Source organism: Pseudomonas sp. NFPP24 (assembly GCF_900112095.1).
GTDB lineage: Bacteria > Pseudomonadota > Gammaproteobacteria > Pseudomonadales > Pseudomonadaceae > Aquipseudomonas > Aquipseudomonas extremorientalis.
In genome coordinates, this window is sequence record NZ_FOKD01000013.1 from 52,134 (window position 1) to 76,353 (window position 24,220).

19 protein-coding genes are annotated in these 24,220 nt (G+C 59.2%); 14 read left to right on the top strand and 5 right to left on the bottom strand.

Going from position 1 to position 24,220, the window contains the following annotated elements:
* Nucleotides 1-66: 66 nt before the first annotated feature.
* A complete protein-coding gene (gene tpx, locus BM026_RS24065; RefSeq protein ID WP_092249064.1) occupies nt 67-567 on the bottom strand; it encodes a thiol peroxidase in 501 nt (166 codons plus the stop codon).
* Nucleotides 568-725: 158 nt separating this feature from the next.
* Between tpx and BM026_RS24070 the strand changes: the two genes are divergently transcribed.
* The 12 genes from BM026_RS24070 to BM026_RS24125 all read left to right on the top strand — a co-directional run bounded on the left by BM026_RS24070 (nt 726) and on the right by BM026_RS24125 (nt 18,906).
* On the top strand, nt 726-2,015 hold the full coding sequence (locus tag BM026_RS24070) for a glycosyltransferase (RefSeq protein ID WP_093530351.1): 1,290 nt from the start codon (nt 726-728) through the stop codon (nt 2,013-2,015).
* 72 nt (nt 2,016-2,087) lie between these two features.
* Nucleotides 2,088-2,993: an AraC family transcriptional regulator gene (locus tag BM026_RS24075; protein WP_071490598.1), complete on the top strand. Its 906-nt coding sequence runs from the start codon at nt 2,088-2,090 to the stop codon at nt 2,991-2,993.
* A 140-nt stretch (nt 2,994-3,133) separates the two neighbouring features.
* Entirely contained in the window at nt 3,134-9,535 is a 6,402-nt protein-coding gene (locus tag BM026_RS24080) for a hypothetical protein (protein ID WP_093530353.1), read from the top strand.
* A gap of 293 nt (nt 9,536-9,828) precedes the next feature.
* Entirely contained in the window at nt 9,829-11,112 is a 1,284-nt protein-coding gene (locus BM026_RS24085) for an ABC transporter substrate-binding protein (protein ID WP_371914420.1), read from the top strand.
* Between the two features lie 91 nt (nt 11,113-11,203).
* Nucleotides 11,204-12,094, top strand: coding sequence for a carbohydrate ABC transporter permease (locus BM026_RS24090; RefSeq protein WP_071490600.1), 891 nt, complete (start codon nt 11,204-11,206; stop codon nt 12,092-12,094).
* 10 nt (nt 12,095-12,104) lie between these two features.
* Entirely contained in the window at nt 12,105-12,935 is an 831-nt protein-coding gene (locus tag BM026_RS24095) for a carbohydrate ABC transporter permease (protein ID WP_003173672.1), read from the top strand.
* A gap of 22 nt (nt 12,936-12,957) precedes the next feature.
* Nucleotides 12,958-14,061: an ABC transporter ATP-binding protein gene (locus BM026_RS24100; protein ID WP_093127661.1), complete on the top strand. Its 1,104-nt coding sequence runs from the start codon at nt 12,958-12,960 to the stop codon at nt 14,059-14,061.
* Nucleotides 14,062-14,079: 18 nt separating this feature from the next.
* A complete protein-coding gene (locus BM026_RS24105) occupies nt 14,080-15,561 on the top strand; it encodes a mannitol dehydrogenase family protein (protein WP_093127657.1) in 1,482 nt (493 codons plus the stop codon).
* Nucleotides 15,562-15,639: 78 nt separating this feature from the next.
* Nucleotides 15,640-17,121, top strand: coding sequence for a xylulokinase (gene xylB / locus BM026_RS24110; protein WP_093530357.1), 1,482 nt, complete (start codon nt 15,640-15,642; stop codon nt 17,119-17,121).
* Nucleotides 17,122-17,133: 12 nt separating this feature from the next.
* On the top strand, nt 17,134-18,072 hold the full coding sequence (locus tag BM026_RS24115; RefSeq protein ID WP_092249052.1) for a carbohydrate kinase family protein: 939 nt from the start codon (nt 17,134-17,136) through the stop codon (nt 18,070-18,072).
* Nucleotides 18,073-18,159: 87 nt separating this feature from the next.
* Entirely contained in the window at nt 18,160-18,429 is a 270-nt protein-coding gene (locus BM026_RS24120) for a DUF2790 domain-containing protein (RefSeq protein WP_092249050.1), read from the top strand.
* Nucleotides 18,430-18,507: 78 nt separating this feature from the next.
* Nucleotides 18,508-18,906 carry a hypothetical protein gene (locus tag BM026_RS24125; protein WP_093127646.1) on the top strand — a complete coding sequence of 133 codons (399 nt, stop codon included), beginning with the start codon at nt 18,508-18,510 and terminating at the stop codon, nt 18,904-18,906.
* Here the strand turns inward: BM026_RS24125 and BM026_RS24130 are convergent.
* Entirely contained in the window at nt 18,903-19,172 is a 270-nt protein-coding gene (locus BM026_RS24130; RefSeq protein WP_071490607.1) for a DUF1652 domain-containing protein, read from the bottom strand. The two genes, BM026_RS24125 and BM026_RS24130, sit on opposite strands and share 4 nt — an antisense overlap.
* 234 nt (nt 19,173-19,406) lie before the next feature.
* Entirely contained in the window at nt 19,407-20,429 is a 1,023-nt protein-coding gene (ilvA, locus tag BM026_RS24135; protein ID WP_093530359.1) for a threonine ammonia-lyase, biosynthetic, read from the bottom strand.
* Between the two features lie 273 nt (nt 20,430-20,702).
* On the opposite strand from ilvA, the gene BM026_RS24140 reads away from it, so the two are divergent.
* Together BM026_RS24140 and map are read left to right on the top strand one after the other, a co-directional pair.
* The gene (locus tag BM026_RS24140; RefSeq protein WP_003190946.1) at nt 20,703-20,903 is read left to right on the top strand and encodes a ParD-like family protein; all 201 of its coding nucleotides are present in this window, start codon (nt 20,703-20,705) and stop codon (nt 20,901-20,903) included.
* A complete protein-coding gene (map, locus tag BM026_RS24145) occupies nt 20,903-21,658 on the top strand; it encodes a type I methionyl aminopeptidase (RefSeq protein WP_093514491.1) in 756 nt (251 codons plus the stop codon). The genes BM026_RS24140 and map overlap by 1 nt, the downstream gene beginning before the upstream one ends.
* Nucleotides 21,659-21,686: 28 nt before the next feature.
* Here map and BM026_RS24150 read toward each other — a convergent pair whose 3' ends face one another.
* Nucleotides 21,687-22,625, bottom strand: coding sequence for a magnesium transporter CorA family protein (locus BM026_RS24150; protein WP_093530361.1), 939 nt, complete (start codon nt 22,623-22,625; stop codon nt 21,687-21,689).
* Nucleotides 22,626-22,632: 7 nt separating this feature from the next.
* A complete protein-coding gene (locus BM026_RS24155; protein ID WP_093530363.1) occupies nt 22,633-24,219 on the bottom strand; it encodes a RimK family protein in 1,587 nt (528 codons plus the stop codon).
* Between the last annotated feature and the right edge of the window lies 1 nt (nt 24,220).

Here is a 24,220-nt window from a genome sequence, read left to right on the forward strand (position 1 = left end):
ACTAGGCCAGGCCGCAATCATGCATCACGCGTGTTACTGCAAAACGACAGTAACGTACCGAAACAGTTACTTCAAAACAGCCAGGGCTGCTTCGTAGTTCGGCTCCTGGCCGATTTCCGCAACCAGCTCGCTGTGCAGCACAGTGTTGTTCTCGTCCAGTACCACCACGGCGCGGGCGGTCAGGCCCTGCAGTGGGCCGTCGGCGAGGGAAACGCCGTAGTCGACAGCGAAGTCGGCGTTGCGGAAGTCCGACAGGCTCAGCACATTGTCCAGGCCTTCGGTGCCGCAGAAACGCTTCTGGGCAAACGGCAGATCAGAGGAAATGCACAGCACGACCGTGTTGCTCAGGTCGTTGGCCTGGGCGTTGAACTTGCGTACCGAGGTCGCGCAGGTCGGGGTATCAACGCTTGGGAAGATGTTCAGAACCTTGCGCTTGCCGGCGAAGGTTTCCAGGGTCGCTTGCGACAGGTCGACAGCAACCAGGCTGAATTCAGGAGCGGTGGAGCCGGTTTTCGGCAGTTCGCCTTCAACCTGGACAGGATTACCACGAAGGGTGACTTGAGCCATGAACAGAATCCTTATGCTGGGTTTGATGAAACGAATTCGAGAGGCGGAAGTTAACCACAAAGTGCGATGGCTACCTACCGCCAGACATAAATTCTCATGCCGCCGGTTATGGTTTAATTGCGCGCCGATCGCCCTGCCCTTCAAGGAACCTGTTGTTGATGAATCAGCCTGCCACCAAAGTCCTGGTCATTGGTTATGTCTGGCCGGAGCCGCGTTCCTCGGCCGCAGGCGGGCATATGATGCAGATTCTTGAGAGCTTTCTGACACAAGGTTGGGACATAACCTTCAGCAGCCCCGCAACCATCGGCGAGCACAAGGCCGATTTGCCCGCGCTGGGCATCGCCGAATGCCTAATCGAACTCAATAACAGCAGTTTCGATGATTTTATCCGCGAACTCGCCCCGGATATCGTGCTGTTCGACCGCTTCATGATGGAAGAGCAGTTTGGCTGGCGTGTCGAGAAACAATGCCCCGATGCCCTTCGCGTCCTGGAAACCAGCGACCTGCAAAGCCTGCGCGATGCCCGGCACCAGCACCTCAAGGACCACCTGAGGACGCATCCAGACAGTAACGACTTCAGCGCCCTGTTCAATTTGGCCCTGGACGAAGAATTCCGGCTAATGGCCGACACTGACATTGCCAAGCGCGAAATCGCCGCGATTTATCGCTGTGACATCAGCCTGATGATCTCCGACGCAGAGGCGCGCCTGCTCACCGAGCAGTTCAAGGTGCCCGCCGCCCTGCTCCACTGGTGCCCGCTGATGCTGGAACCGCCGACCGAGCCCTTCGCGCCATTTGAAGACCGCGCCCATTTCCTCAGCATCGGCAACTTCCGCCACGCCCCCAACTGGGATGCGGTGCTGTGGATGAAGAACAGCCTGTGGCCGCTGATCCGCCAGCAACTCCCGGGAGCGCAACTGCACATTTATGGCGCCTACACCCCGCCCAAAGCCACGGCCCTGCACAACCCGGCGCAGGGCTTTCATGTAATGAACTGGGCCGAAGACGCCCTGCAAGTGATGTCCGCGGCGCGCATCTGCCTGGCACCCTTGCGATTCGGCGCCGGAATCAAGGGCAAGCTGGCGGATGCAATGCTGTGCGGCACGCCAAACGTCACCACGCCGATCGGTGCCGAGGCCATGGGGGATGAACAGCCGTGGCCTGGTGCCGTGGAACAAAGCGCCCCGGCCCTCGCGGCAGCCGCGGTGGCCCTGTATCAAGACTGTGAACGCTGGAACCAGGCCCAGGAGGACGGTCGCCGACTGCTGGCCAGACGGTATGACCAGAACATCCATGGCCCGGCGCTGGTGGCCTGCCTGGAGCAGTGCCGCGGGCGCCTTTCGGCCCATCGCCGCGATAACTTCACCGGCAGCATGCTGCGCCACCATGCCCACAAAAGTACGCAGTACATGTCCCAGTGGATCGAGGCAAAAAACCGCAACGTATAAACATCGACGCTGGCGAGGTCGTGCGCAAGGGGGCATTATCCTACGCAGCAACCACAATAAAGCGACGGCAGCATGACCCGAGCAACGCGCATCACCGACCCTTCCTACGAACTGATGGACGACCACAACGGCCTGTCCATTATTTATCGCCAACACGGTTTCCCTTGCCCGCTGGTGCGCTGGCACTTCCACAAGGAATACGAGCTGCACCTGATCGTCGCCAGCTCCGGCAAGGTGTTTATCGGTGACTACATCGGCAACTTCTACCCGGAAAGCCTGTTCCTCACCGGCCCCAACCTGCCCCATAACTGGATCAGCCAGGTGGAGGAAGACGAGGTGGTGCCCAAGCGCGACATGTTGGTGAACTTCACCGATGAGCTGTTCGAGCACGGCAGCCACATCTTCGCCGAACTCAAAAGCCTGGCGCCGCTGCTGGAGCGGGCGCAGTCCGGCATCGAGTTTCGCTGCAAAAAGACCATCGCCCAGGCCATGACCTTGATGCAACGCATCGAGGACGCCCAAGGCATGGCGCGCCTGGGGCACTTCTTTATCCTGCTGGACGTGTTGAGCGCCTGTGAGGACTACCAACTGCTTTCCGGTGTGACCACGCCGCAACTGGCCGATGAACACAGCATCGACCGCACCAACCGCGCCGTAGACTACATTTTCGCCCACTACGCGCGGGAGTTGCCGCTCGAAGAAGTGGCGGAATACTTGGGCATGAAGCCCACTTACTTCTCTCGCGTGTTCAAACAGGCCACCGGGCGCACATTCATCGAGTTCGTCAACCGGTTGCGTATCAGCAAATCCTGCGAGTTGTTGGCCGATGGGGATAAAGCCGTGACGGATGTGTGTTTCGAGTCGGGCTTCAACAATATCTCCAACTTCAACCGGCGCTTCCAGCAACTCAAGGGCATGACCCCTTCCCACTACCGTCGCCTGGCGGTGCAGCGACTGACTGAGCAGAACCTCGCCTGAAACAGCGACGCCTCCCTAGATAGATCTATAGGGGAATTCAAAAGGAACCTAACAGCGCTGGTTGCCACGTAAGAAAAGTGTCTTCCATTTTCCATTGCGCGGAATTTCCTGCCTATATCCGCTGCTGTTGAGGACTTCTTATGATCGGGCTTCCAGTCTCAAACCACCGCACAACCACTGCGCAGCGTGATAACCCGAAACCACCGGCTGGCCCGCTCCGCGTCTCGGTCACCTCCATCGTCATCGGACTTTTCGCTAACCCCATCGACCAACGCCAGACACCTTTCACCCCGCCGGTTGATCTGCCGGATCACACGCGTCAGCGCATTGAATCCTTGCTCAGATTCAGAGCGACAAAAGAACAATCAAGCCTGTTCGAGCAGATCAGGCAACACGTGATGAGTTCGCCTGATCCGCTGGCAGCTCCCGCAGTACGGGCAGAGGTCGAGAAACTTCTTGGTCAGCCAAGTGCGCTCGATCCGCAAAAAAACACCGACCAGTTGATTCAAGAAATCATTGATAGTCCCGTGCCCAGCGCGCCAAAAATTCGTCCTGTTTCTTCGCGCTTACGTCGAGATCTGCAGAACGCGCCCCCCAGCCAGGACACAGGCAACGCCTCGCTGCGCAAGTTCGCCGACACGTTGGTTGACAAGGCTGATGCGGAGTTGGCGATCAATACAGCCTACACCCTGATCAACGCGTTGCTTAACGATAAAGAGCTGGCTCTAAAAGGCACCCAATACACGGTTCACGTCGAGCCCGACTCCACTTTTGGCCTGGCCCTTGCCGAGCTGGATGATGCGCTTCGCTCGGAACCCTTCAAATCGTTTGCCCAAACCCATGACATCGATATTGAATCGTTGGTGATCGACCCCGCCGGGCGCCTCCTCCTGCAGCAGGAGGACCACGACATTGATATCAGCCAGTACGGCAAAGACAGTTTTTCAAAGGCAACATCGGCGGTTTTCAAAGCGGTCACAAAAGTGGCGGGCTCCAGTCGTGAACCTTTCAGATTTTTCGGGCGAGACCGGGCGTTTCCTGAGCTGATTACCAACTTCTATGGCATGCCACTGCCCCATGATTACTCCCGAAACTACAATGAGGATACGTTATTCAACATTGGGCAGTTGATTCGTGAGGGAACATTTCCTTCGCTACGTCATTCCGACCCGCTTTACGAGCAACAGTATGCCCCCGTCAAGCAACGTCAACAGCAAGCCAAGCAACAAATCGTCGATCTGCCAGCGGAGCAACTGGATCAACGCCTCGCTCGCTATGCGCCGTTGACCGCAGCCCAAAGGGTTCAGGAGGCCGACGAGGCGCTGGCATGGCAGTGCAGCGAGACGCTGCTGAAACAATTGCCAGCGCTGAATGGTGGAAATGACAATACGCCACCTATGCTCAATGAAGTGCCCGAGTACTCAACCTTCAACCAAGTTCGCCAGCAGCTTCTGAATGCGTTCACAAGCACCACTTTTACCGACTTTGCGCAGAAACAAGGCCTTGATCCCAAGACGGCCCGCATCAACCCCGACACAGGCACCCTGACCGCCAACGTGAAAGGCGTGGAAATCACGTTCACCCTGAACGATGTGTCAGAAAAGTCAGAAGAGTGGAGTAATGTCTGGCTCAAGATAAAGCAGGCGGTGCAGCAGATGGCCGCAGGCTCTCATGCCAATGTGCACTACCCTGCTCCGCCCACCGCAACACTGAACGAGGTGATGCGTTTCTACAATGAGCAAATGCCCCCTCAGCCAGACACCCGACAACCCGACTGGAAAGAACACCAACTGAACACCTTGCTAAATCGTGGCTTAGCATTGGTTCAAAATCAAACCTTCAGCGCACTGGTCGACACCTCGTTGAACGATCCCCAGTCTGTCGCCGTACGGCAAAACCAGCAGGCCGTGACGCAAATGCTGGCCTCTACGCCGCTCTCCCCCTCGCCACTTGAAAAACTGGCCGCCGCCATCAAAGCCAGCCGGGCGGCGCTTGTGGAAGCTGAGGACACCCCCGAAGACCTTTTGGCGCGCGCCGAAGGTGAGCTTGCCACCACTGTTCATCGTGCAATGCTTGAACTGAAACTCGCCCCCGAACAAGCCGCATCGAAAATCATCCAACTGATACCGCCCAACAGCCTGTTCGGTCAATGGCGGGCCTACCTGCACAAAGCCCTCAATAGCCAGGGTTTCAAGGCGTGGGCGCATGAGCAGAAGGTTGACCTGGCTTCCTTGCGTTATGACCCCACGGACAACGCGCTGGTTAGCAAGGTTGGGGCGCAAGAACAGCGTTTCACTGCCACCGCGTTCGCGCAAAAGTACCCCAATTACTTTGACGCGCTGGCGCCCGTGCTAACCGCAGCGCAGGCATTCGCGAATCAAACACAACCCATTGCACTGCTTCACGCCGAATCCAACGGTGCTCCCTACCAATGGGTGGCCAACTTTTATAGCCTCAGCGACACCCCCGGCAGCACGAGATTTGACCAACAGGCTGCCTTGATGGGCCGCACCCAACAATTTCCCAATCCACCTGATAACCCAGAAAACATAGTGGGCTGGCTGGCCCGGCAAAACACCGCAGTGGGTGACAGCAACGACCGTTACAGACTGATCCAAGCCTTGGAAAACTGGACACCGGACAGCGGCTCCAGGCGTCTTGTGGTCGATCCAGACTCTTCCCATCAACCCAAGGGCGTGACAACGGTTGCCGAATTTATCTCGCACAACAACTGGTACCCAGTGTCATCAAAAGCAGACAACGACAATTTGCTGAAGGCCTTGCAGACGCGGGCTCCCCACTCTCCTCCGCTGGGCAATCGCTGGGGGTTCCTGTCGACGCCACTGCCGCTGAATGCCGCGCAACGCGATGAGCTGGTCGAAGAGGCGAAAAAAAGGATCGGCACCAATAACACGCTCCTCAATTACCTCAGCAGTAGGGTTACCAACCTCAGTACCGATCCTGAACAGGCACTGGAGCAACTGCTTACCTGCAGTGATGCGCTTGAACTCGCCACCGATCTGCAAACCCGCATTAAGGTGGCTGTAACCTCAACCAGCTTGAGGAAGTTGCTTTTGACGTACCTGATACTGGAAGTTGATCCAACGGCCGGCACTCAACACAAGACCATTGCCGGAGCCGATTTGACCGACAACGATAACGTTGGCCGCAGCACTCACCTCAGGCGCGAACGCTTCACGCAACACCTGATTGAGAACAAAGGCATCCCTCGTCACCTTGCACCGGCAGTTGCGCACTTGCTTCTACAAGGGGCGGCACCGCAATTACTGGTGAAGGATGTACCGAAACAAGTAACGCTCGGCTCGCCGGAGGATGTCGAGTTTACGACTGCGGTCAACCGGATCGAATGGACAGCGCCTGGCGCGACCGCAAACATGACGTACCCGGAAATCATGAGTCTTCATAACATCCGGCCTATCTCAGCACTGGAAGCGCAGATATACAGCTACGCGCAAATGAATCCGTTATTGGATTGGGCGGCCATCCATAACAACGTTGATAAGAACAACTACACCCTGGAGCAATTGAAAGACAGCCAGCAGAAACTCCAGGCAGCCACCCAGGCCACCGCCGAAGCCGTCCAGTGGCTGAGAACAGTTGAAGCGCCCAATAGAAGGGACATGGCACTGAAAGTACTAAGAGAACAGTTCGGCAGCCATATCGACTATGAAAAACGCTTTATGATTGAAAACGAACTCGCTGGTTTGATCAGCGGGAGACACTATAGCCTGGCAGAAATCTATGAAGCAGGCAGGCTGGATGAAAGCTGGGGGCAGGAAGGCAATCATGTGGATTTCGACAGCCTGCGTAAAAAGGCCGGGGAACCTGGCTTTCCAGTGATCAACGATGAATTCGACAAGGCTATAAAGGCGGATTTCAATCTTCGCAGGCGGCATACCACGACACTGTTCGAGAACATGCTCAACAAGCTGCCTGTCGAAGAGCGCAAGAGCCTGCTTTATGGCGACGTAGAGTTTTTGAACGTTGAAGGCGCCGGCAGCGGCATGGTGATCACGTCGATCTACAACGGGGCCAGAAGAGATTTTGCGGTTTACCCGACGTGGGGCCAGATTGTAAGAATTGCCGACATTGATCCGGATACCCCCCTAGGCCAAAAAGTCAGCCTGGAAATCGATGCCGAGGCTTTCAAGACCGGCACTGAACCTAAATCGGGGGTTAAATCAGAAGTCGTTTTGAGAGCCACCGATCAACGCCTCCTGGATGACAATAACGAACCCTGGCCGTTACCGGTGTCCTTCCCTGCCCACCAGGAAAATGACGCGTTCTCCCCCCATTATGTGGCTGGAAGACTATCGAAATTGGCCAAAGTGATGGTCGACTCCACATACCTGTACAAATCCGACTTTGTCGACCTTCACCGTAATTGGTCCAGCAATACACTTGAAACGGCCACGCAACCCCGTGACTTCTTCAAGGCCATATGGCACTCCTTGCCCGGCACCAGCAGCTTGGAAGACCTTTATCACGGCCAATTCCTGAAAGCAGGCGTAGACCTTGGCATTGATGTCGCGATCCTTGTTGCCACAGAGGGCGCCAGCAATTTGTGGGGCTTGGCCAAATCTGCTGCATCTTGGGCGGCTGCCAAGGTATCCGCGGGGTTTATCGAGAAGTTTGGCGTTAAAGAGGTTGAAGCAATTGAGCTCAAGGACTTCACGGCTGCCACTACCACGCAATCAATCCGCTCGTTGAGCCGGCTTCAGGATGGCCAGCTAACTGAGCAGACAGCTGACATGGCCAATGGCAGCGTGTGGCTTTCCGGGGCTCAGGACCGGGCCAACATCACCGCCATACGCCAGGGCAATGAGTGGTATGCCTACGACGCAAAGACCATGGCCGCTTATGGTCCTGCGCTTGAGGGTTTTGTGTCTGACACATCCTCGGTCCTGAAACAAGAAACCTTTTCCGACGGCACAAAAGCCCTGGTCACCGAAAAGCCTTTGGCCGCAGATGCCTATACCGTCACGCGCACCCATGGCTTCGACTTGATCAACGAGGGCAAGGTTTACCGCTACGACTCTCGCCAACCAGGCTTGCTACGAGACCTGGAGTCAGCCGACCACTACACGCCGCTGGAAAGCTTTGAAGCCTGGTGCCCAGCCCCCAGTATCGGCGGCCGCGTCAAGCGCGGTGCCAACGACGTCTGTTTTACCAAGTTCATCGAGGAGGTATCCGGCGAATTGAAGCAGGAACTTCAGGCGCTTGAGCACGTGCGCCTGTTTCCCTCAGCGCCGAAGTTCCTGCGCAAGGGCCAGTTTGTGATTTTCGAACGCCGCCGCTGGAAAATGGTCGACGGCGAAAGGGGGCCAAAATTGCATCCGGTGCCTGGGACCAAGCCCATCGTCTACAAATCAAAAATCACCGGCACACTCAAAAATGAACCCGAATTCGGCTTTTTCAGCGCACAACACAGTGAGGGGCTGGAGCGAGAAACACGCGTGGTCAAGCTCAACCGCATCACTGATGCTGTCGACGATAAACGTGAACTGCGTGGGGTGATCGTTAACGACAAGGCACACGGCAGTACCGCCAAATACCTGGTGATCGAGGCGGATACCGCCGAGTTCTACTACGCACGATTGGAGGAGACACCCGGCAGCCAGCTGACGTTCAATAAATGCACGCGTAGGGAGCTGCCGATGGTGAGGGCTTACCGGAATAAATTCAGCATCCGTCAAGGTGCTGCCAACTTACCGTTTGATGCCAATTTCATTGCGCTGCCAAAATTGAAATTTGCCTTTGAAGATCTGGAGCGCACGGGCTACTTGAAAGAGGACATCGATGAGTTAAAAGCAATGTGCAAGAATCTGACGGATGAACAGCAACGCGAGGTTGTCTATCAGCTACAGCGGGCCAAAGCGATTGATAAAGCGGATATTGCCTTGCAACCCAACCAGGTTACCGCGCTGGACCATCCCGCCAACTTCACATCGTGGACCGCTGAACAGCAAAACAAATTCTACGCACAACAAGCGCAAGACAGCGTGAACCGTTCCATGAAAGCCACCGGCCTGGGGCCTGCTAACCAAATGCACTCAAAAGCGGACCTGGCCCGCGCTGAGGCCGCAGATATGACGATTAACTGGTTGCGCAACACCGTACCGCCTGGGGCGTTGAACCATCCAAACCTGATTGTGAAGTCCGGGGCTGGAAACTGTGGGGAAATGGCTTTGCTATCCGAAAACATCATCGAAAAAAGCGGAGGAAAGGCCCAAACATGGTATGTGGAAGGAGGCGACCACGTATTCACAGTTGTCGGCGGACCGGCCTCGGGAGGTAAAGCCACCATTGATTTTTCACAATCCGAATGGAAAGACGCCTGGATCGTCGACCCCTGGGCCGAAATTTCATGCAGGGCATCCGAGTACACCGAGTCAGTGAAGAAGAAGATGGCCGAGTGGGACGCAAAAGGCCTGAAAATTCACACCCGTGGCCAATGGCGCAAGCCTGTGGACCCACAGTGGATCAAAGAGCTGACCACGCATGAAAAAAGAGCCTATTAAGTCGTAGCATCGTAACCTGCGAAGACCTGGCCCCACCGCACTATTCAGGGCGCCAGGTTTTCGGATGCCCGCCGGCGTCAAGCCCCCACCTGAACTCAAGTGCAAAAAAGTATCAGTCCTAGTGCTCCCAAGGATTTGTCACATCGCCGTTTCAAGGCTGTAATCGACGCACACTCTTCCTGACTCCTTGTAGGAAGACACAACAACAATAACTGTCCTTCCGTAGCCCCCTGGGCATGGAAATGGAGTGCGCGATGAAGTTCACAGCAAAAGCACTGCTCGTCTCTACCTGCATGACCACCTGCATGACCCTCAGCGCCGTCAGCTTTGGCGCGCAGACCCTGACCATTGCCACCGTCAACAACAGCGACATGATCCGCATGCAAAAGCTCTCGAAAACCTTCGAGGCCGAGCATCCGGAGATCAAGCTGAACTGGGTGGTGCTCGAAGAAAACGTACTGCGCCAGCGCCTGACCACCGACATCGCCACCCAGGGTGGGCAGTTCGATGTATTGACCATCGGCATGTACGAAGCTGCACTGTGGGGCGCCAAGGGTTGGCTGGAGCCGATGAAGGATCTGCCGGCGTCCTACGACCTCGACGATGTCTTCCCTTCAGTACGTGACGGTTTGTCCGTCAAAGGCTCGCTGTACGCCCTGCCGTTCTACGCCGAAAGCTCGATCACCTATTACCGCACCGATCTGTTCAAGGACGCCGGGCTGACCATGCCCGAGCACCCGACCTGGACCCAGATCGGCGAATTCGCCAGCAAACTCACCGACAAGAGCAAAGAGCAATACGGCCTGTGCCTGCGCGGCAAAGCCGGTTGGGGCGAGAACATGGCGCTGATCACCACCCTGGCCAACGGCTACGGGGCGCGCTGGTTCGATGAGAAATGGCAGCCGGAATTCAACGGCCCTGAATGGAAGGACGCACTGAACTTCTACGTCGACAACATGAAGAAATCCGGCCCGCCGGGCGCTTCCAGCAACGGTTTCAACGAAAACCTGGCGCTGTTCAACAGCGGCAAGTGCGCGATCTGGGTGGATGCCAGCGTGGCCGGCTCGTTCGTCACCGACAAGACCCAGAGCAAAGTGGCTGACCATGTCGGCTTCACCTTTGCCCCTCATGAAAAGACCGACAAAGGTACGTCGTGGCTGTACTCCTGGAGCCTGGCGATCCCGACCAGTTCCAAGGCGAAGGACGCCGCCAAGGTGTTCACCAGCTGGGCCACCTCCAAGGAATATGGTGCCTTGGTCGCCAAGACCGACGGCGTCGCCAACGTACCGCCAGGCACGCGCACGTCGACCTACAGCGACGAGTACATGAAAGCCGCACCGTTTGCCAAGGTGACGCTGGAATCGTTGAAAGTCGCGGACCCGACCAAACCGACGCTCAAGCCGGTGCCGTATATCGGTATCCAGTTGGTGACCATTCCTGAGTTCCAGGCGATTGGCACCCAGGTCGGCAAGTTCTTCTCGGGCGCGCTGACCGGTCAGCAGACAGTGGATCAAGCCTTGACCGCCGCGCAGACCACCACCGAGCGTGAGATGAAGCGGGCGGGTTACCCCAAATAACCCAGCCCCACCCACAGTCAAATGTGGGAGGGGGCAAGCCCCCACCCACATTGACCGCGCTCCGATTCGTATCTGACTGGTCTTGACCCTAATGAATACACCCGCCAAAAACCGCCTGGCCAACCCCGGCTGGTTCCTCGTCAGCCCCTCGGTGGCCTTGCTGCTGCTGTGGATGATCGTGCCGCTGGGCATGACCCTGTACTTTTCGCTGATCCGCTACAACCTGCTCTACCCCGGTGAAAACGAGTTCGTGGGGTTGGAAAATTTCGCTTACTTCGTGACCGACTCGGGCTTCCTGCCCGGCGCCACCAATACCCTGTTGCTGGTGGGCAGCGTGCTGCTGATCAGTGTGGTGTTCGGTGTGTTGATCAGTGCCCTGCTCGAAGCCAGTGAGTTTTTCGGTCGTGGCCTGGTGCGGGTGCTGCTGATCTCGCCGTTCTTCATCATGCCTACCGTCGGCGCGCTGATCTGGAAGAACCTGATTTTCCACCCGGTGTCGGGGATTCTCGCTGCCGTGTGGAAGCTGTTCGGTGCCGAGCCGGTGGACTGGCTGGCGCACTACCCGTTGCTGTCGATCATCATCATCGTGTCGTGGCAATGGCTGCCCTTTGCGATCCTGCTGCTGATGACCGCCATGCAGTCCCTCGACCAGGAACAAAAGGAAGCTGCGCGCCTGGACGGTGCCGGCGCCATCGCGATCTTCTGGCACCTGACCCTGCCCCACCTGGCCCGGCCGATTGCCGTGGTGGTGATGATCGAAACGATCTTCCTGCTCTCGGTGTTCGCCGAAATCTTCACCACCACCAACGGTGGCCCCGGTTACGCCTCGACCAACCTCGCGTACCTGATCTACAACCAGGCGCTGGTGCAGTTCGACGTGGGCATGGCCTCGGCCGGCGGCTTGATTGCCGTGGTCATCGCCAATATCGCGGCGATCATCCTGGTGCGGATGATCGGCAAAAACCTGACTGACAAGCCTTGAGGGCCGCGCCATGACGCTTCAACAATCCCGCCGCCTGCAAAGCCTGTTGCTCGGCACCCTGGCCTGGGCCATCGCGATCCTGATTTTCTTCCCGATCTTCTGGATGGTGCTGACCAGCTTCAAGACCGAGATCGACGCGTTCGCCACGCCGCCGCAGTTCATCTTCACGCCGACGCTGGAGAACTACCTGCACATCAACGAGCGCAGCAACTACTTCAGTTATGCGTGGAACTCGGTGCTGATCTCCTTCAGCGCCACCGCCCTGTGCCTGCTGATCTCGGTGCCGGCCGCCTACTCCATGGCGTTCTACGAAACCCAGCGCACCAAAGGCACGCTGCTGTGGATGCTGTCGACCAAGATGCTGCCGCCGGTGGGCGTGCTGATGCCGATCTACCTGCTGGCCAAGAGCTTCGGCCTGCTGGATACACGCATCGCGCTGATCATCATCTACACCCTGATCAACCTGCCGATCGTGGTCTGGATGGTTTACACCTACTTCAAGGATATCCCCAAGGACATCCTCGAAGCCGCCCGCCTGGATGGCGCCACCCTATGGCAGGAAATGGTCCGTGTACTGCTGCCGATTGCCAAGGGTGGCCTGGCGTCAACCGTGTTGCTGTCGCTGATCCTGTGCTGGAACGAGGCGTTCTGGTCGCTGAACCTGACCTCGTCCGCCGCCGCGCCGCTAACCGCGCTGATCGCCTCCTACTCCAGCCCCGAAGGGCTGTTCTGGGCCAAATTGTCCGCCGTGTCGACCCTGGCCTGCGCGCCGATCCTGATCTTTGGCTGGATCAGCCAGAAACAGCTGGTGCGCGGTCTGTCCTTCGGCGCCGTTAAATAATAATTCCTAGCGGAGGCCCCTCATGGCCAACCTGAAAATCAAGAATCTGCAAAAAGGCTTCGAAGGCTTTTCCATCATCAAGGGCATCGACCTGGAAGTGAACGACAAGGAATTCGTGGTGTTCGTCGGCCCCTCGGGCTGCGGTAAATCCACGCTGCTGCGCCTGATCGCCGGCCTGGAAGAAGTCAGCGAAGGTACCATCGAACTGGACGGGCGCGACATCACCGAAGTGACCCCGGCCAAGCGCGACCTGGCCATGGTGTTCCAGACCTATGCGCTGTACCCGCACATGAGCGTGCGCAAGAACATGTCGTTTGCCCTCGACCTGGCCGGTGTCGACAAGAAACTGGTGGAAAGCAAAGTCAGCGAAGCGGCGCGCATCCTGGAACTTGGGCCATTGCTGGAGCGCAAGCCCAAGCAACTGTCTGGCGGCCAGCGCCAGCGTGTGGCCATTGGCCGGGCAATTGTGCGTAACCCGAAGATCTTCCTGTTCGACGAACCGCTGTCCAACCTCGACGCCGCTCTGCGCGTGCAGATGCGCCTGGAACTGGCGCGCCTGCATAAAGAACTGCAAGCGACCATGATCTACGTGACCCACGACCAGGTCGAAGCCATGACCCTGGCCGACAAAGTGGTAGTACTCAACAGTGGCCGTATCGAGCAGGTCGGCTCGCCGCTGGAGCTGTACCACCAGCCGGCCAACCTGTTTGTGGCGGGTTTCCTCGGCACGCCGAAGATGGGCTTCCTCAAAGGCAAGGTAACCCGCGTCGAAGGCCAGGGCTGTGAAGTGCAACTGGATGCCGGCACCACCATCAGCCTGCCGTTGAGCAGCGCCACCCTGAGCGCCGGCAGCGCGGTGACCCTGGGCATTCGCCCGGAGCACCTGGAAATCGCCACGCCCGGCCAAACCACCCTGACCGTCACCGCCGACGTCGGCGAGCGCCTGGGCAGCGACACCTTCTGCCACGTCATCACCGCCAATGGCGAGCCGCTGACCATGCGTATCCGTGGCGACATGGCCAGCCAGTACGGCGAGACGCTGCACCTGCACCTGGACCCGGCGCACTGCCATCTGTTCGACACCGATGGCGTGGCCGTGGCCCGCCCACTGCGCGCTGCCGCCTGATTTCGCGAGATTGAGCTGATGAAACTGAATAAACACAACCTCACCCAGCTGGCACCGCAAGTGAAGCTGCCCACCTATGCCATCGCCAGCACCACCCAGGGCATCGCCCATATCGGCGTCGGCGGTTTTCACCGTGCGCACCAGGCGTATTACACCGATGCGCTGATGAACACTGGCGAAGGGTTGGACTGGAGCATCTGCGGCGTCGGCCTGCGTGCCGAGGACCGCAAGGCCCGCGACGACCTGGCGGGCCAGGACTACCTGTTCACCCTGTACGAACTGGGCGACACCGACGACACCGAGGTGCGGGTGATCGGCTCGATCAGCGACATGCTGCTGGCCGAAGACGGCGCCCAGGCGCTGATCGACAAACTGGCCGACCCGGCCATTCGCATCGTCTCGCTGACCATCACCGAAGGCGGCTACTGCATCGACGACAGCAACGGCGAGTTCATGGCCCACCTGCCGCAGATCCAGCACGACCTGGCGCACCCGAGCGCACCGAAAACCGTGTTCGGCTTTATCTGCGCCGCGTTGACCCAGCGCCGCGCCGCCGGCACCCCGGCGTTTACCGTGATGTCCTGCGATAACCTGCCGCACAACGGCGCCGTGACCCGCAAGGCCCTGCTGGCGTTCGCGGCGCTGCACAATGCCGAGTTGCACGACTGGATCAAGGCCAATGTGAGCTTCCCGAATGCCATGGTCGACCGCATCACACCGATGACCAGCACCGCCCACCGCCTGCAATTGCATGACGAGCACGGTATCGACGACGCCTGGCCGGTGGTGTGCGAACCCTTTGTGCAGTGGGTGCTGGAAGACAAATTCGTCAACGGTCGCCCGGCCTGGGAAAAGGTCGGCGTGCAGTTTACCGATGACGTTACGCCCTATGAAGAGATGAAGATCGGCCTGCTCAACGGCAGCCACCTGGCGTTGACCTACCTGGGTTTTCTCAAGGGTTATCGGTTTGTGCACGAGACCATGAATGACCCGCTGTTCGTGGCCTACATGCGCGCCTATATGGACCTGGACGTCACGCCGAACCTGGCGCCGGTGCCGGGCATCGACCTGACGGAGTACAAGCAGACGTTGGTAGACCGCTTCTCCAACCAGGCGATTGCCGATCAACTGGAGCGCGTGTGTTCCGATGGCTCGTCGAAGTTTCCCAAGTTCACCGTGCCGACCATCAACCGGTTGATTGCCGATGGGCGCGAGACGCAGCGTGCGGCGCTGGTGGTAGCGGCCTGGGCGTTGTACCTGAAAGGCGTGGATGAACATGGCGTGAGCTACAAGATCCCCGACCCGCGTGCCGAGTTCTGCCAGGGACTGGTGAGTGACGATGCACTGATCAGCAAGCGCCTGCTGGGGGTGGAAGAGATTTTTGGCACGGCTATTCCCAAGTCGGCCGAGTTTGTGGCAGCGTTCGAACGGTGTTATGCAAGCTTGCGTGATCACGGCGTGACCGAAACCCTGAAGCACCTCCTGAAGAAACCGACTTGAACATGTGGGAGGGGGCTTGCCCCCTTGCACATTGGAATGCATTGCCAACTCGAACAATAAACTGCTGAGCACACCCTCATGACCCAGCAAAACCTGTTTCTCGGCATCGACTGCGGCACCCAGGGCACCAAGGCCATCGTTCTCGACGCCTCCAGCGGCAAGGTACTCGGCCTCGGCGCTGCGGCGCACACCCTGATCAGCGGCGCCAATGGCCGCCGCGAACAGCACACCCAGGAATGGCTGGACGCCTTCACCGAGGCCACCCACCGCGCCCTGCAACAGGCCGGCGTGGACGGCCAGGATATCCTCGGTATCGGCGTGTCCGGCCAGCAACATGGCCTGGTGCTGCTGGATGAACACGGTGAGGTATTGCGCCCGGCCAAGCTGTGGTGCGACACCGAAACCACGCCTGAAAACGAGCGCCTGCTGGCCTATCTGGGCGGTGAGAACGGCTCGCTGGAACGCCTCGGCGTGGCGATTGCACCAGGTTATACCGTGTCCAAGCTACTGTGGACCCGCGAACAGCACCCGGACCTGTTTGCACGCATTGCGCATATCCTGTTGCCCCACGACTACCTCAACTACTGGCTCACCGGCCGCGCCGTCGCCGAGTATGGCGATGCGTCCGGCACCGGCTACTTCAATGTGCGCAGCCGTGAATGGGATGTGGACCTGCTCAAGCACATCGATCCCAGCGGCCGCCTTGAAGCGGCGCTGCCGGCGTTGATCGAAGCGAATCAAGGCGTCGGCACGATCCTGCCGGCCATCGCCGAACGCCTGGGCATCAACCCCAACGCCATCGTGTCCAGCGGCGGCGGCGATAACATGATGGGCGCCATTGGCACCGGTAATATCGCAGCCGGCGTGATCACCATGAGCCTGGGTTCATCGGGCACCGTGTATGCATTTGCCGACCAACCCAACGTCAGCCCCCAGGCTTCGGTCGCGACGTTTTGCTCATCCAGCGGCGGCTGGTTGCCATTGATCTGCACCATGAACCTGACCAACGCCACCGGGGTCATGCGCGAGCTGTTCGACCTCGACCTGGCCGCGTTCAACACCCTGGTCGATCAGGCGCCCATCGGCGCCGACGGCGTGAGCATGCTGCCATTCCTCAACGGTGAGCGTGTACCCGCCCTGCCCCACGCCACCGGCAGCCTGCACGGCCTGACCATGACCAACCTGACCCGCGCGAACCTGTGCCGCGCCGTGGTCGAAGGCACCACCTTCGGCCTGCGCTACGGCCTCGACCTGCTGCGCGAGACCGGCCTGCAAAGCCAGAGCATCCGCCTGATCGGCGGCGGATCGAAGAGCCCGGTGTGGCGGCAGATGGTGGCCGACATCATGAACACCGAAGTGGTCTGCACCGAACAAAGCGAAGCCGCGGCCCTGGGCGCGGCGATCCAGGCGGCGTGGTGCCAGTCCGGCGAAGCGCTGGCCAGCCTGTGCGACAAATGCGTAAGCGTCGACCCCGCCAGCCGGACCCTGCCGGTGGCGGCCAGCGTAGGCGCCTACCAGCAGGCTTACGAGCGCTATCAACAACTCGTGGCAACCCTTTAAGAGCGAACGACTATGTATCTGGTGTGTGGTGAAGCGCTGTTTGATTTCTTCAGCGAGGAAGATGCCAGCGGGCAGGCTTCCAAGGTCAACTACAAGGCGATTGCCGGCGGTTCGCCGTTCAACGTGGCGGTAGGCCTGCGCCGCCTGGGTATCGAGGCCGGGTTGTTCGGCGGCTTGTCCACCGACTTCCTTGGCCGCCGCTTATTGCAGGTGCTCAAGGATGAAGGCGTGAGCGAGCAGTTCCTGGTGGAGTTCGCCGCACCGACCACCCTGTCGATGGTCGCCGTGGGTGCCGATGGCTCACCGCAGTACAACTTCCGAGGCGAAGGCTGCGCCGACCGGCTGCTGGAAATCGCCCATCTGCCCAGCCTGAGCGATGATATTCGCGGCCTGCACGTCGGCTCGTTCTCCCTGGTGGTGCAACCGATTGGTGACACGCTGCTGAACCTGGTCAAGCGTGAAAGCGGCAAGCGCCTGATCAGCCTCGACCCCAACGTGCGCCTCAACCCGCAGCCGGACATCCAGCTGTGGCGCGACCGCGTGGCGGAGCTGGTCAAGCATGCCGACCTGATCAAGGTCAGCGACGAAGACCTGCACCTGCTCTACCCGGACCAGTCGCCGGAAAGCGTGCTGCAGGGCTGGCTGCAACACCGTTGCCAATTGGTGTTCCTCACCCGTGGCGGCGACGGTGCCAGTGTGTTCAGCCGCCAGCACGGCAACTGGTCGCAACCGGCAGTCAAGGTGGTGATGGCCGACACGGTGGGGGCCGGCGACACCTTCCAGGCGGCGTTGATTGCCTGGCTGACCGAGCAGCAGCTTGACTCGGTAGAGGGCCTGCAACAGCTCACGCGGGCACAGATCGACGTCATGCTGGGCTTTGCCATTCGCGCCGCGGCGATGACCTGCGGCAAGACCGGGCCGGACCTGCCCTATCGTCATCAGCTTGGATGAAGCTTTTGTCAGCCAGGCAAACTTTAATCGATGGTTAATCCCGCAAGCCGAGAGTGAAGTTGTACCCACTTGTTGCGGAGAAACACCATGAAACTGCGCACGTTGATGCTCGGTGCCACCCTTGCACTGGCGGCTGCGTCTGGCCTGGCCCAGGCCGACGATCAAACAGCCGCCGTCAAACCCGTGCCTTACCACTACGGCCTGCCGATGAATATCGACAAGGTGCTGGCCATGAACGAAACCCCGACCGATGAGTGCAAGGTCATCAAGGCGGATATCAAGTTCCTGGATAAAGCAGGCAAGGTGGAAGACGTGAGCTATCGGAAGATGTCCGAAGCCTGCGACTTCCAGAACTGAGGCGTTGAAACAATAGAGCCAGGCCCGCACTAATAGGCGTACGCTTGCGGGCTTGTCATAAGGCTGAAAGGATTCGCCATGCGCTTGAACTTCCGTACCCTCGCCACCTTCACCGCCCTGCTGTGCTTCGCCCTCGCACTGGTCTGGGGCCTGCGTCCCGACCTGCTGCTGTGGTTGTGGAGCGTGGAGTATTCCAACGCCACCGGGATGGTGTCGCGCCGCAACGCCGCGCTCTTCCTGGGCATCGGCATCATGTTCTACCGCGCCCGTCACGCGCCTCCTTCAGACACGCGCCGCGCCCTGACCACCGGGTTTGTCACCGGGTGCCTGGTGCTGGCGCTATTGGGGTTTGGTGAGTGGATCAAGGGCAATGCGGGGCCAGGCATCCTGCTGGCGGTGGCAACAGAAACCGTATTGGGCCTGGCGTTTATCCAGGCCCACAGGTCTTCGGTCCCTCATACTCAAGCGTCAAGCTAATAGAAGCTGCGCCCTCCCGCGCGTTGCAGGGCGGGTGCATGGGTGTGCTTGAGGTCTTCGCGCAACCCGGCAATCAGGTTGCAAATCGCTCGACTGCTGTCGAGTTTGTCGGCGTTGATACCTTTGACTTCCAAATCCACCCGGTCACGGTCACGGTCGTCATAGATCTTGATCGTCAGCGAGGCATCTTCGGCTTTGGTGCATTCGCACCGTTTAGGCAGGAAACTTCCTTCAATGATGCTGCGAAGCTCTAGTTCCGAAAGCATGGTCAACCTCTCCTTTTCTGAGACTGCCAACAGATTGTCATGAACCTGGCAGGCGCGTGCCCGCCACGTCTTGCCGACCCTGGCAGACGCTTGTAACTCCCAAGCCTACTCGGCAAAAACGGCCCTCGTTGTAACCTTTCCTCATAAGCACTGTGCGTTGTTATAGAGGTTGAACAGTGTCGACGGAATCGTCGTCGAACCGCTGCGATTAATCGTTTAACCCTGGGCTTCAAGTTAAACGGCGCCCTGTGCAGCCACCCTTTCAGCAACATGTCGCAAACTATCGAAGTTGATGTTCGCCCCGGAGTTGATCGCCACCAGGGTCTGTCCGCGGAATTGATGACGGGCCACGTAGTGGCGGATGCCCGCTACCGCCAACGCACCGGAAGGCTCGGTGATGGACCGCGTGTCGTCGTAGATCAACTTGATGGCGCTGCACAGTTCGTCGTTGCTGACAGTGATGACTTCATCCACCCAGTCGCGGCAGATCTCGAAGCCATACGCGCCGACCTGCGCCACTGCCGTGCCGTCGGCAAACCCGTCGACGCTGGGTAGTATCACCCGTTCACCGGCCCGCAGTGCCGCCAACAGGCAGCTGGAACCTTCGGGCTCGACGCCAATGATGCGCACCTCGGGCCGCAGGTATTTGACGTAGGCGGCGACGCCGGCGATCAGGCCACCACCGCCCACCGGCACGAAGATCGCGTCCAGTGGCCCTTGCTGCTGGCGCAGGATCTCCATGGCAACGGTGCCTTGGCCGGCGATCACGTCCGGGTCATCGAAGGGCGAAACAAAGGTGCACCCGGAACACTCGGCCAACTGCAGCGCGTGGGCCAGGGCAAACGGGAAGCTTGCGCCGCGCAGCACCGCTTCGGCGCCGCGTGAACGCACGCCCAGCACCTTGAGTTCCGGGGTGCTGGCGGGCATTACAATGCGTGCCTCGATCCCCAGTTCCCGTGCCGCCAGGGCCACACCCTGGGCGTGGTTACCCGCCGACGCGGTCACCACGCCACGGGCTTTTTGCTCAGGCGTAAGCTGCACCAGCTTGTTGTAGGCGCCGCGAATCTTGAAGGAAAAGGTCGGTTGCAGGTCTTCGCGTTTGAGCAACACCTGGTTACCCAGCAGCGCCGACAGGGCCGGGGCCGCCTGCAACGGCGTGCGCACCGCCAGGTCGTATACCGGGGCGGCAAGAATCTTCTTCACGTAATGCTCAAGCAGTCCCGGGTCGGCGGTGTGAGGCGCGGTGCAGGTGCTCATGGGTGTCTCCTGGCTTTTTGTCAGAAACCCTGGAGACGGAAAAACAAAACCCGCCTCTAGGGCGGGTTTGGGTACAGCCGTGTGCTATCCCGCCAAATGAGGAATGGCGGTAATAATGCTTGGCTGGCTACGAAAGGCTTGAAATGTCATGTGACGAAACTAACCGGCGGCCTGCGGGCAAGTCAATGGTCAAGCGCCATTTGGCGGCCAGGGGTTTACTATCGATATACGAAACATATACGCTTTGTATATTGCTACCACACAGTGAACACCATGGGCATCGTCAAGATCACCGACCAACTGCACGAACAACTGCGCCTGGCCAGCGCCGCGATGGACCGCTCCATCAACGCCCAGGCCGAATTCTGGATCAAGATCGGGCTGCTTGCCGAACTCAATCCTCACCTGCCCTATAACGAGCTGATCAACAAACTGTTGTTGGACAAGCCCGACCTGATCCGGGGGCGCAGTTGATGATCAAGACTGCCGCACAACTGGCGGTGATGCGTGAATCCGGCCGCCTGCTGGCCCAGGTGTTCAGCATGCTCGATGGGTACGTCGCGGCCGGCCGCTCCACCCTGGAGCTGGACGCCGCCGTCGAAGCCTTCATCCGCAATGACCTCAAGGCCCGCCCGGCGAGCCTGGGTCAGTACGACTACCCCTTCTGCATCAACACCTCGATCAATGAGGTGGTGTGCCATGGCATGCCCAGCGCCAAGGAGATCCTCAAGGACGGCGACATCATCAACATCGACATCACCCTGGAAAAAGGCGGCTACATCGCCGACTCCAGCAAGATGTACATGATCGGTACCGTCGCACCCAAGGCCCGGCGCCTGGTGGAACAGACTTTTGAAGCGATGTGGGCCGGCATCCGCCAGGTCAAGCCCGGCGCACGCCTGGGGGATATCGGCCACGCGATCCAGAGCCACGCGCAGGCCAACGGCTACAGCGTGGTGCGCGAGTATTGCGGCCACGGCATTGGCCGACAGATGCACGAAGAACCGCAGGTCCTGCACTTCGGCCGTCCCGGCACCGGGTTGGAACTGCGTGAAGGCATGGTGTTTACCGTGGAACCGATGCTCAACCAAGGCAGCTCGAAAGTACGCAGCCTCAAGGATGGCTGGACGGTGGTCACCAAGGACAACAGCCTGTCGGCGCAGTGGGAACATACCGTGGCGGTGACGGCGGATGGGTTCGAGGTCTTGACCTTGCAACCCGGCGCCTGAACGACACACACCCTGTAGGAGCCGGTGTTCATACCACATTGGCGCCGCCCGCTATCCGCTTCAGCCCCAACACCATCAACCCCGCCCCAAGCCCCATCACCAGCAGGAACAACGGATACGACACCCACCACGGCGTCCCCGCCGTCATCATGCTGAACTCCGACATGCCGCCGATGCTCGCAATCAGGTTGAGCGGCAGGAACACCACGTTGATCAGCGTGAGCTTGCGCAACAGGTTGTTCATGCTGTTGTTCATCAGGTTGCCGCGCGCATCGATCAGGCCGGAAAACACGTTGGAATAGATCTCCGCCTGCTTGTAGCACTGGTGGTTCTCGATGATCAGGTCATCGATCAGCCCGATGATCTCGGCGCTGAAATGTTCCTTTTCCGCGTGGTTGCGCAACCGCGACAACACCGCCCCGTTGCTGTGCAGCGCGTTGATGTAATAGATCAGGCTCTCGCTGAGGTTGAACATCTGCATCAGGTGGTGGTTGCTCATGGACGCATTGAACTGCTGCTGCAACTCGCGGGCGACCAGCTTGATCACCTTCAGGTGGCCGAGGTAATGGTGGATGTTGTTGAGCAACAGATCGAGCAGCACATCCAGCGGCGTGTGCAGCGGACGGCGCTTGCCCAGGCCGCTGAGCGGGGTTTCGTCGGTGGCGATCACCAGCAGGCGGCTGGGAGAAAACAGCAGGCCGCAGGACGACACTTCGAACACCAGGTTGCCGCCGCCGGAGTAGTTCTCCGGCCGTTTCCAGATCAGGAACAGATTGTCGGGGTGAAATTCGATACGCGAGACTTCGTCCGGGTCCAGGGCCGAGGCCAGGGCGTGTTCGTCCAGCTTGTGGTGGTCGCGCAGCCACTCACGTTCGGCCAGGTCAGGGTTGTTGAACAACATGACCGGGGCTGCGTCACTCTCCCCGCCCTGCAGCTTGCCATCAGTCAGGTCGAAACGCTGGATCATCGCCGGGTCACCAGACCTGGCCCTGGCGCTTCAACTCCAGGCGCCGCACGAATTCCTCCAGCACCAGGCCATACAAGTCGTCCTGCAAGTACGCATCCTCGATGCCCGCATCCAGGTTGGGGTTGTCGTTGACCTCGATCACCACCACCTTGTCACCGGACTGCTTGAGGTCGACGCCGTAGAGGCCATCGCCGATCAGGTTGGCGGTCTTCACCGCCAGCTCCACCACTGCCCTGGGCGCTTCATGGACCGCCAGGGTGCGGCATTCACCGTTGATGTCCTGGCCGATGGCCTTGTGGTTGTAGATCTGCCAATGGCCCTTGGACATGAAGTACTGGCAGGCAAAGATCGGCTTGCGGTTGAGCACGCCGATGCGCCAGTCGTACTCGGTGTAGAAGAATTCCTGGGCCAGCAACAGCACCGAATGCTCGAACAACTCGGCGGTCGCCTTGAGCAAAGCCTCCTGGCTTTCAACCTTGATCACGCCTCGGGAAAAGCATCCGTCAGGGATCTTCAGCACCAGCGGGAAGCCCAGGCGCTCGCCGACCCGTTCGAAGTCTTCCGGTCGTTCCTTATACAGAATCTCGGTGGCGGGCATGCCCAGTTGGTGGCTGTTGAGCAAGTCGGTGAGGTAGACCTTGTTGGTACAGCGCAGGATCGACGCCGGATCGTCCATCACCACCAGGCCTTCGCTTTCGGCTTTCTTGGCAAAACGGTAGGTGTGGTTGTCGACACTGGTGGTTTCGCGGATCAGCAAGGCGTCGTACTCGGCCAGGCGCGAATAGTCCTTGCGCTCGATCAACTCCACATCGATGCCCAGGCCCTTGCCCACGCGGATGAAATTATCCAATGCCTTGGCGTTGGACGGCGGCAACTGTTCCTGAGGATCGTGCAGGATGGCCAGGTCATAACGGGCCAGGCGACGTGAGCGCGGCTGGCGCCAGATCTTGCGGCTGAAGTTGTCCAGCGCATGGGCGAAATGATCTTCCTGGTCATCGCGCAACTTGTGCAATACACCGGACTTGATCCCTTCGATATGCCAGCCGTTATTCCTTTTGAAATCAACTAACAGGATGGGACACGGGAACGCTTCAAATAACTGACGGGCCAGGTCCTGCAACGGTTCTATATTGGTCCGGCCGAAGTAAAGTGTCAGGGTAAAGCCTTCGGTATTGCTGTAAAGATGATGACTCAAGGCTTTATCGAGGGTTTTATCCAGGTCGTCCAGGGCCAGCCCGTACAGCGACTTCTTCGTCAGTTCGCTGATGGTGCGCACCGACGGAATCACCTTGTGCCCGCGGGCTTCGGCCAGCAGCGAGCAGTAATAACCGTGCCCCAGGTACTTGTAGCCGCGGCACAGGTTGATCACCTGCACACGCTTGCCAGTCTCGGTTTCCCGGGTCTGTTCCAGGTACTCCTGGGCGGTGACGATATCTTCGCTGGGGAAGTAGGAGGCCCAATCTTCCTTGCGCTCGACAATGATCACGACTTGACGGGTTCCTTTGATAGGGGCGAGAAAATAACCCTTGTCAGTTATTGTCGTCGCGACTGTTTGCTCCGATACTTCACGCCAATGACCTTGTACCGCCGACATA

Bases quoted from the DNA above. Each gene is read 5' to 3' on its own strand.
- BM026_RS24070 (WP_093530351.1), top strand. From the start codon at position 726: ATGAATCAGCCTGCCACCAAAGTCCTGGTCATTGGTTATGTCTGGCCG.
- BM026_RS24130 (WP_071490607.1), bottom strand. From the start codon at position 19,172: ATGCTTTCGGAACTAGAGCTTCGCAGCATCATTGAAGGAAGTTTCCTG.
- BM026_RS24120 (WP_092249050.1), top strand. From the start codon at position 18,160: ATGAAACTGCGCACGTTGATGCTCGGTGCCACCCTTGCACTGGCGGCT.
- BM026_RS24090 (WP_071490600.1), top strand. From the start codon at position 11,204: ATGAATACACCCGCCAAAAACCGCCTGGCCAACCCCGGCTGGTTCCTC.
- BM026_RS24105 (WP_093127657.1), top strand. From the start codon at position 14,080: ATGAAACTGAATAAACACAACCTCACCCAGCTGGCACCGCAAGTGAAG.
- BM026_RS24080 (WP_093530353.1), top strand. From the start codon at position 3,134: ATGATCGGGCTTCCAGTCTCAAACCACCGCACAACCACTGCGCAGCGT.
- BM026_RS24125 (WP_093127646.1), top strand. From the start codon at position 18,508: ATGCGCTTGAACTTCCGTACCCTCGCCACCTTCACCGCCCTGCTGTGC.
- BM026_RS24085 (WP_371914420.1), top strand. From the start codon at position 9,829: ATGACCACCTGCATGACCCTCAGCGCCGTCAGCTTTGGCGCGCAGACC.
- xylB (WP_093530357.1), top strand. From the start codon at position 15,640: ATGACCCAGCAAAACCTGTTTCTCGGCATCGACTGCGGCACCCAGGGC.
- BM026_RS24115 (WP_092249052.1), top strand. From the start codon at position 17,134: ATGTATCTGGTGTGTGGTGAAGCGCTGTTTGATTTCTTCAGCGAGGAA.
- BM026_RS24095 (WP_003173672.1), top strand. From the start codon at position 12,105: ATGACGCTTCAACAATCCCGCCGCCTGCAAAGCCTGTTGCTCGGCACC.
- BM026_RS24155 (WP_093530363.1), bottom strand. From the start codon at position 24,219: ATGTCGGCGGTACAAGGTCATTGGCGTGAAGTATCGGAGCAAACAGTC.
- BM026_RS24075 (WP_071490598.1), top strand. From the start codon at position 2,088: ATGACCCGAGCAACGCGCATCACCGACCCTTCCTACGAACTGATGGAC.
- map (WP_093514491.1), top strand. From the start codon at position 20,903: ATGATCAAGACTGCCGCACAACTGGCGGTGATGCGTGAATCCGGCCGC.
- BM026_RS24100 (WP_093127661.1), top strand. From the start codon at position 12,958: ATGGCCAACCTGAAAATCAAGAATCTGCAAAAAGGCTTCGAAGGCTTT.
- ilvA (WP_093530359.1), bottom strand. From the start codon at position 20,429: ATGAGCACCTGCACCGCGCCTCACACCGCCGACCCGGGACTGCTTGAG.
- BM026_RS24150 (WP_093530361.1), bottom strand. From the start codon at position 22,625: ATGATCCAGCGTTTCGACCTGACTGATGGCAAGCTGCAGGGCGGGGAG.
- tpx (WP_092249064.1), bottom strand. From the start codon at position 567: ATGGCTCAAGTCACCCTTCGTGGTAATCCTGTCCAGGTTGAAGGCGAA.
- BM026_RS24140 (WP_003190946.1), top strand. From the start codon at position 20,703: ATGGGCATCGTCAAGATCACCGACCAACTGCACGAACAACTGCGCCTG.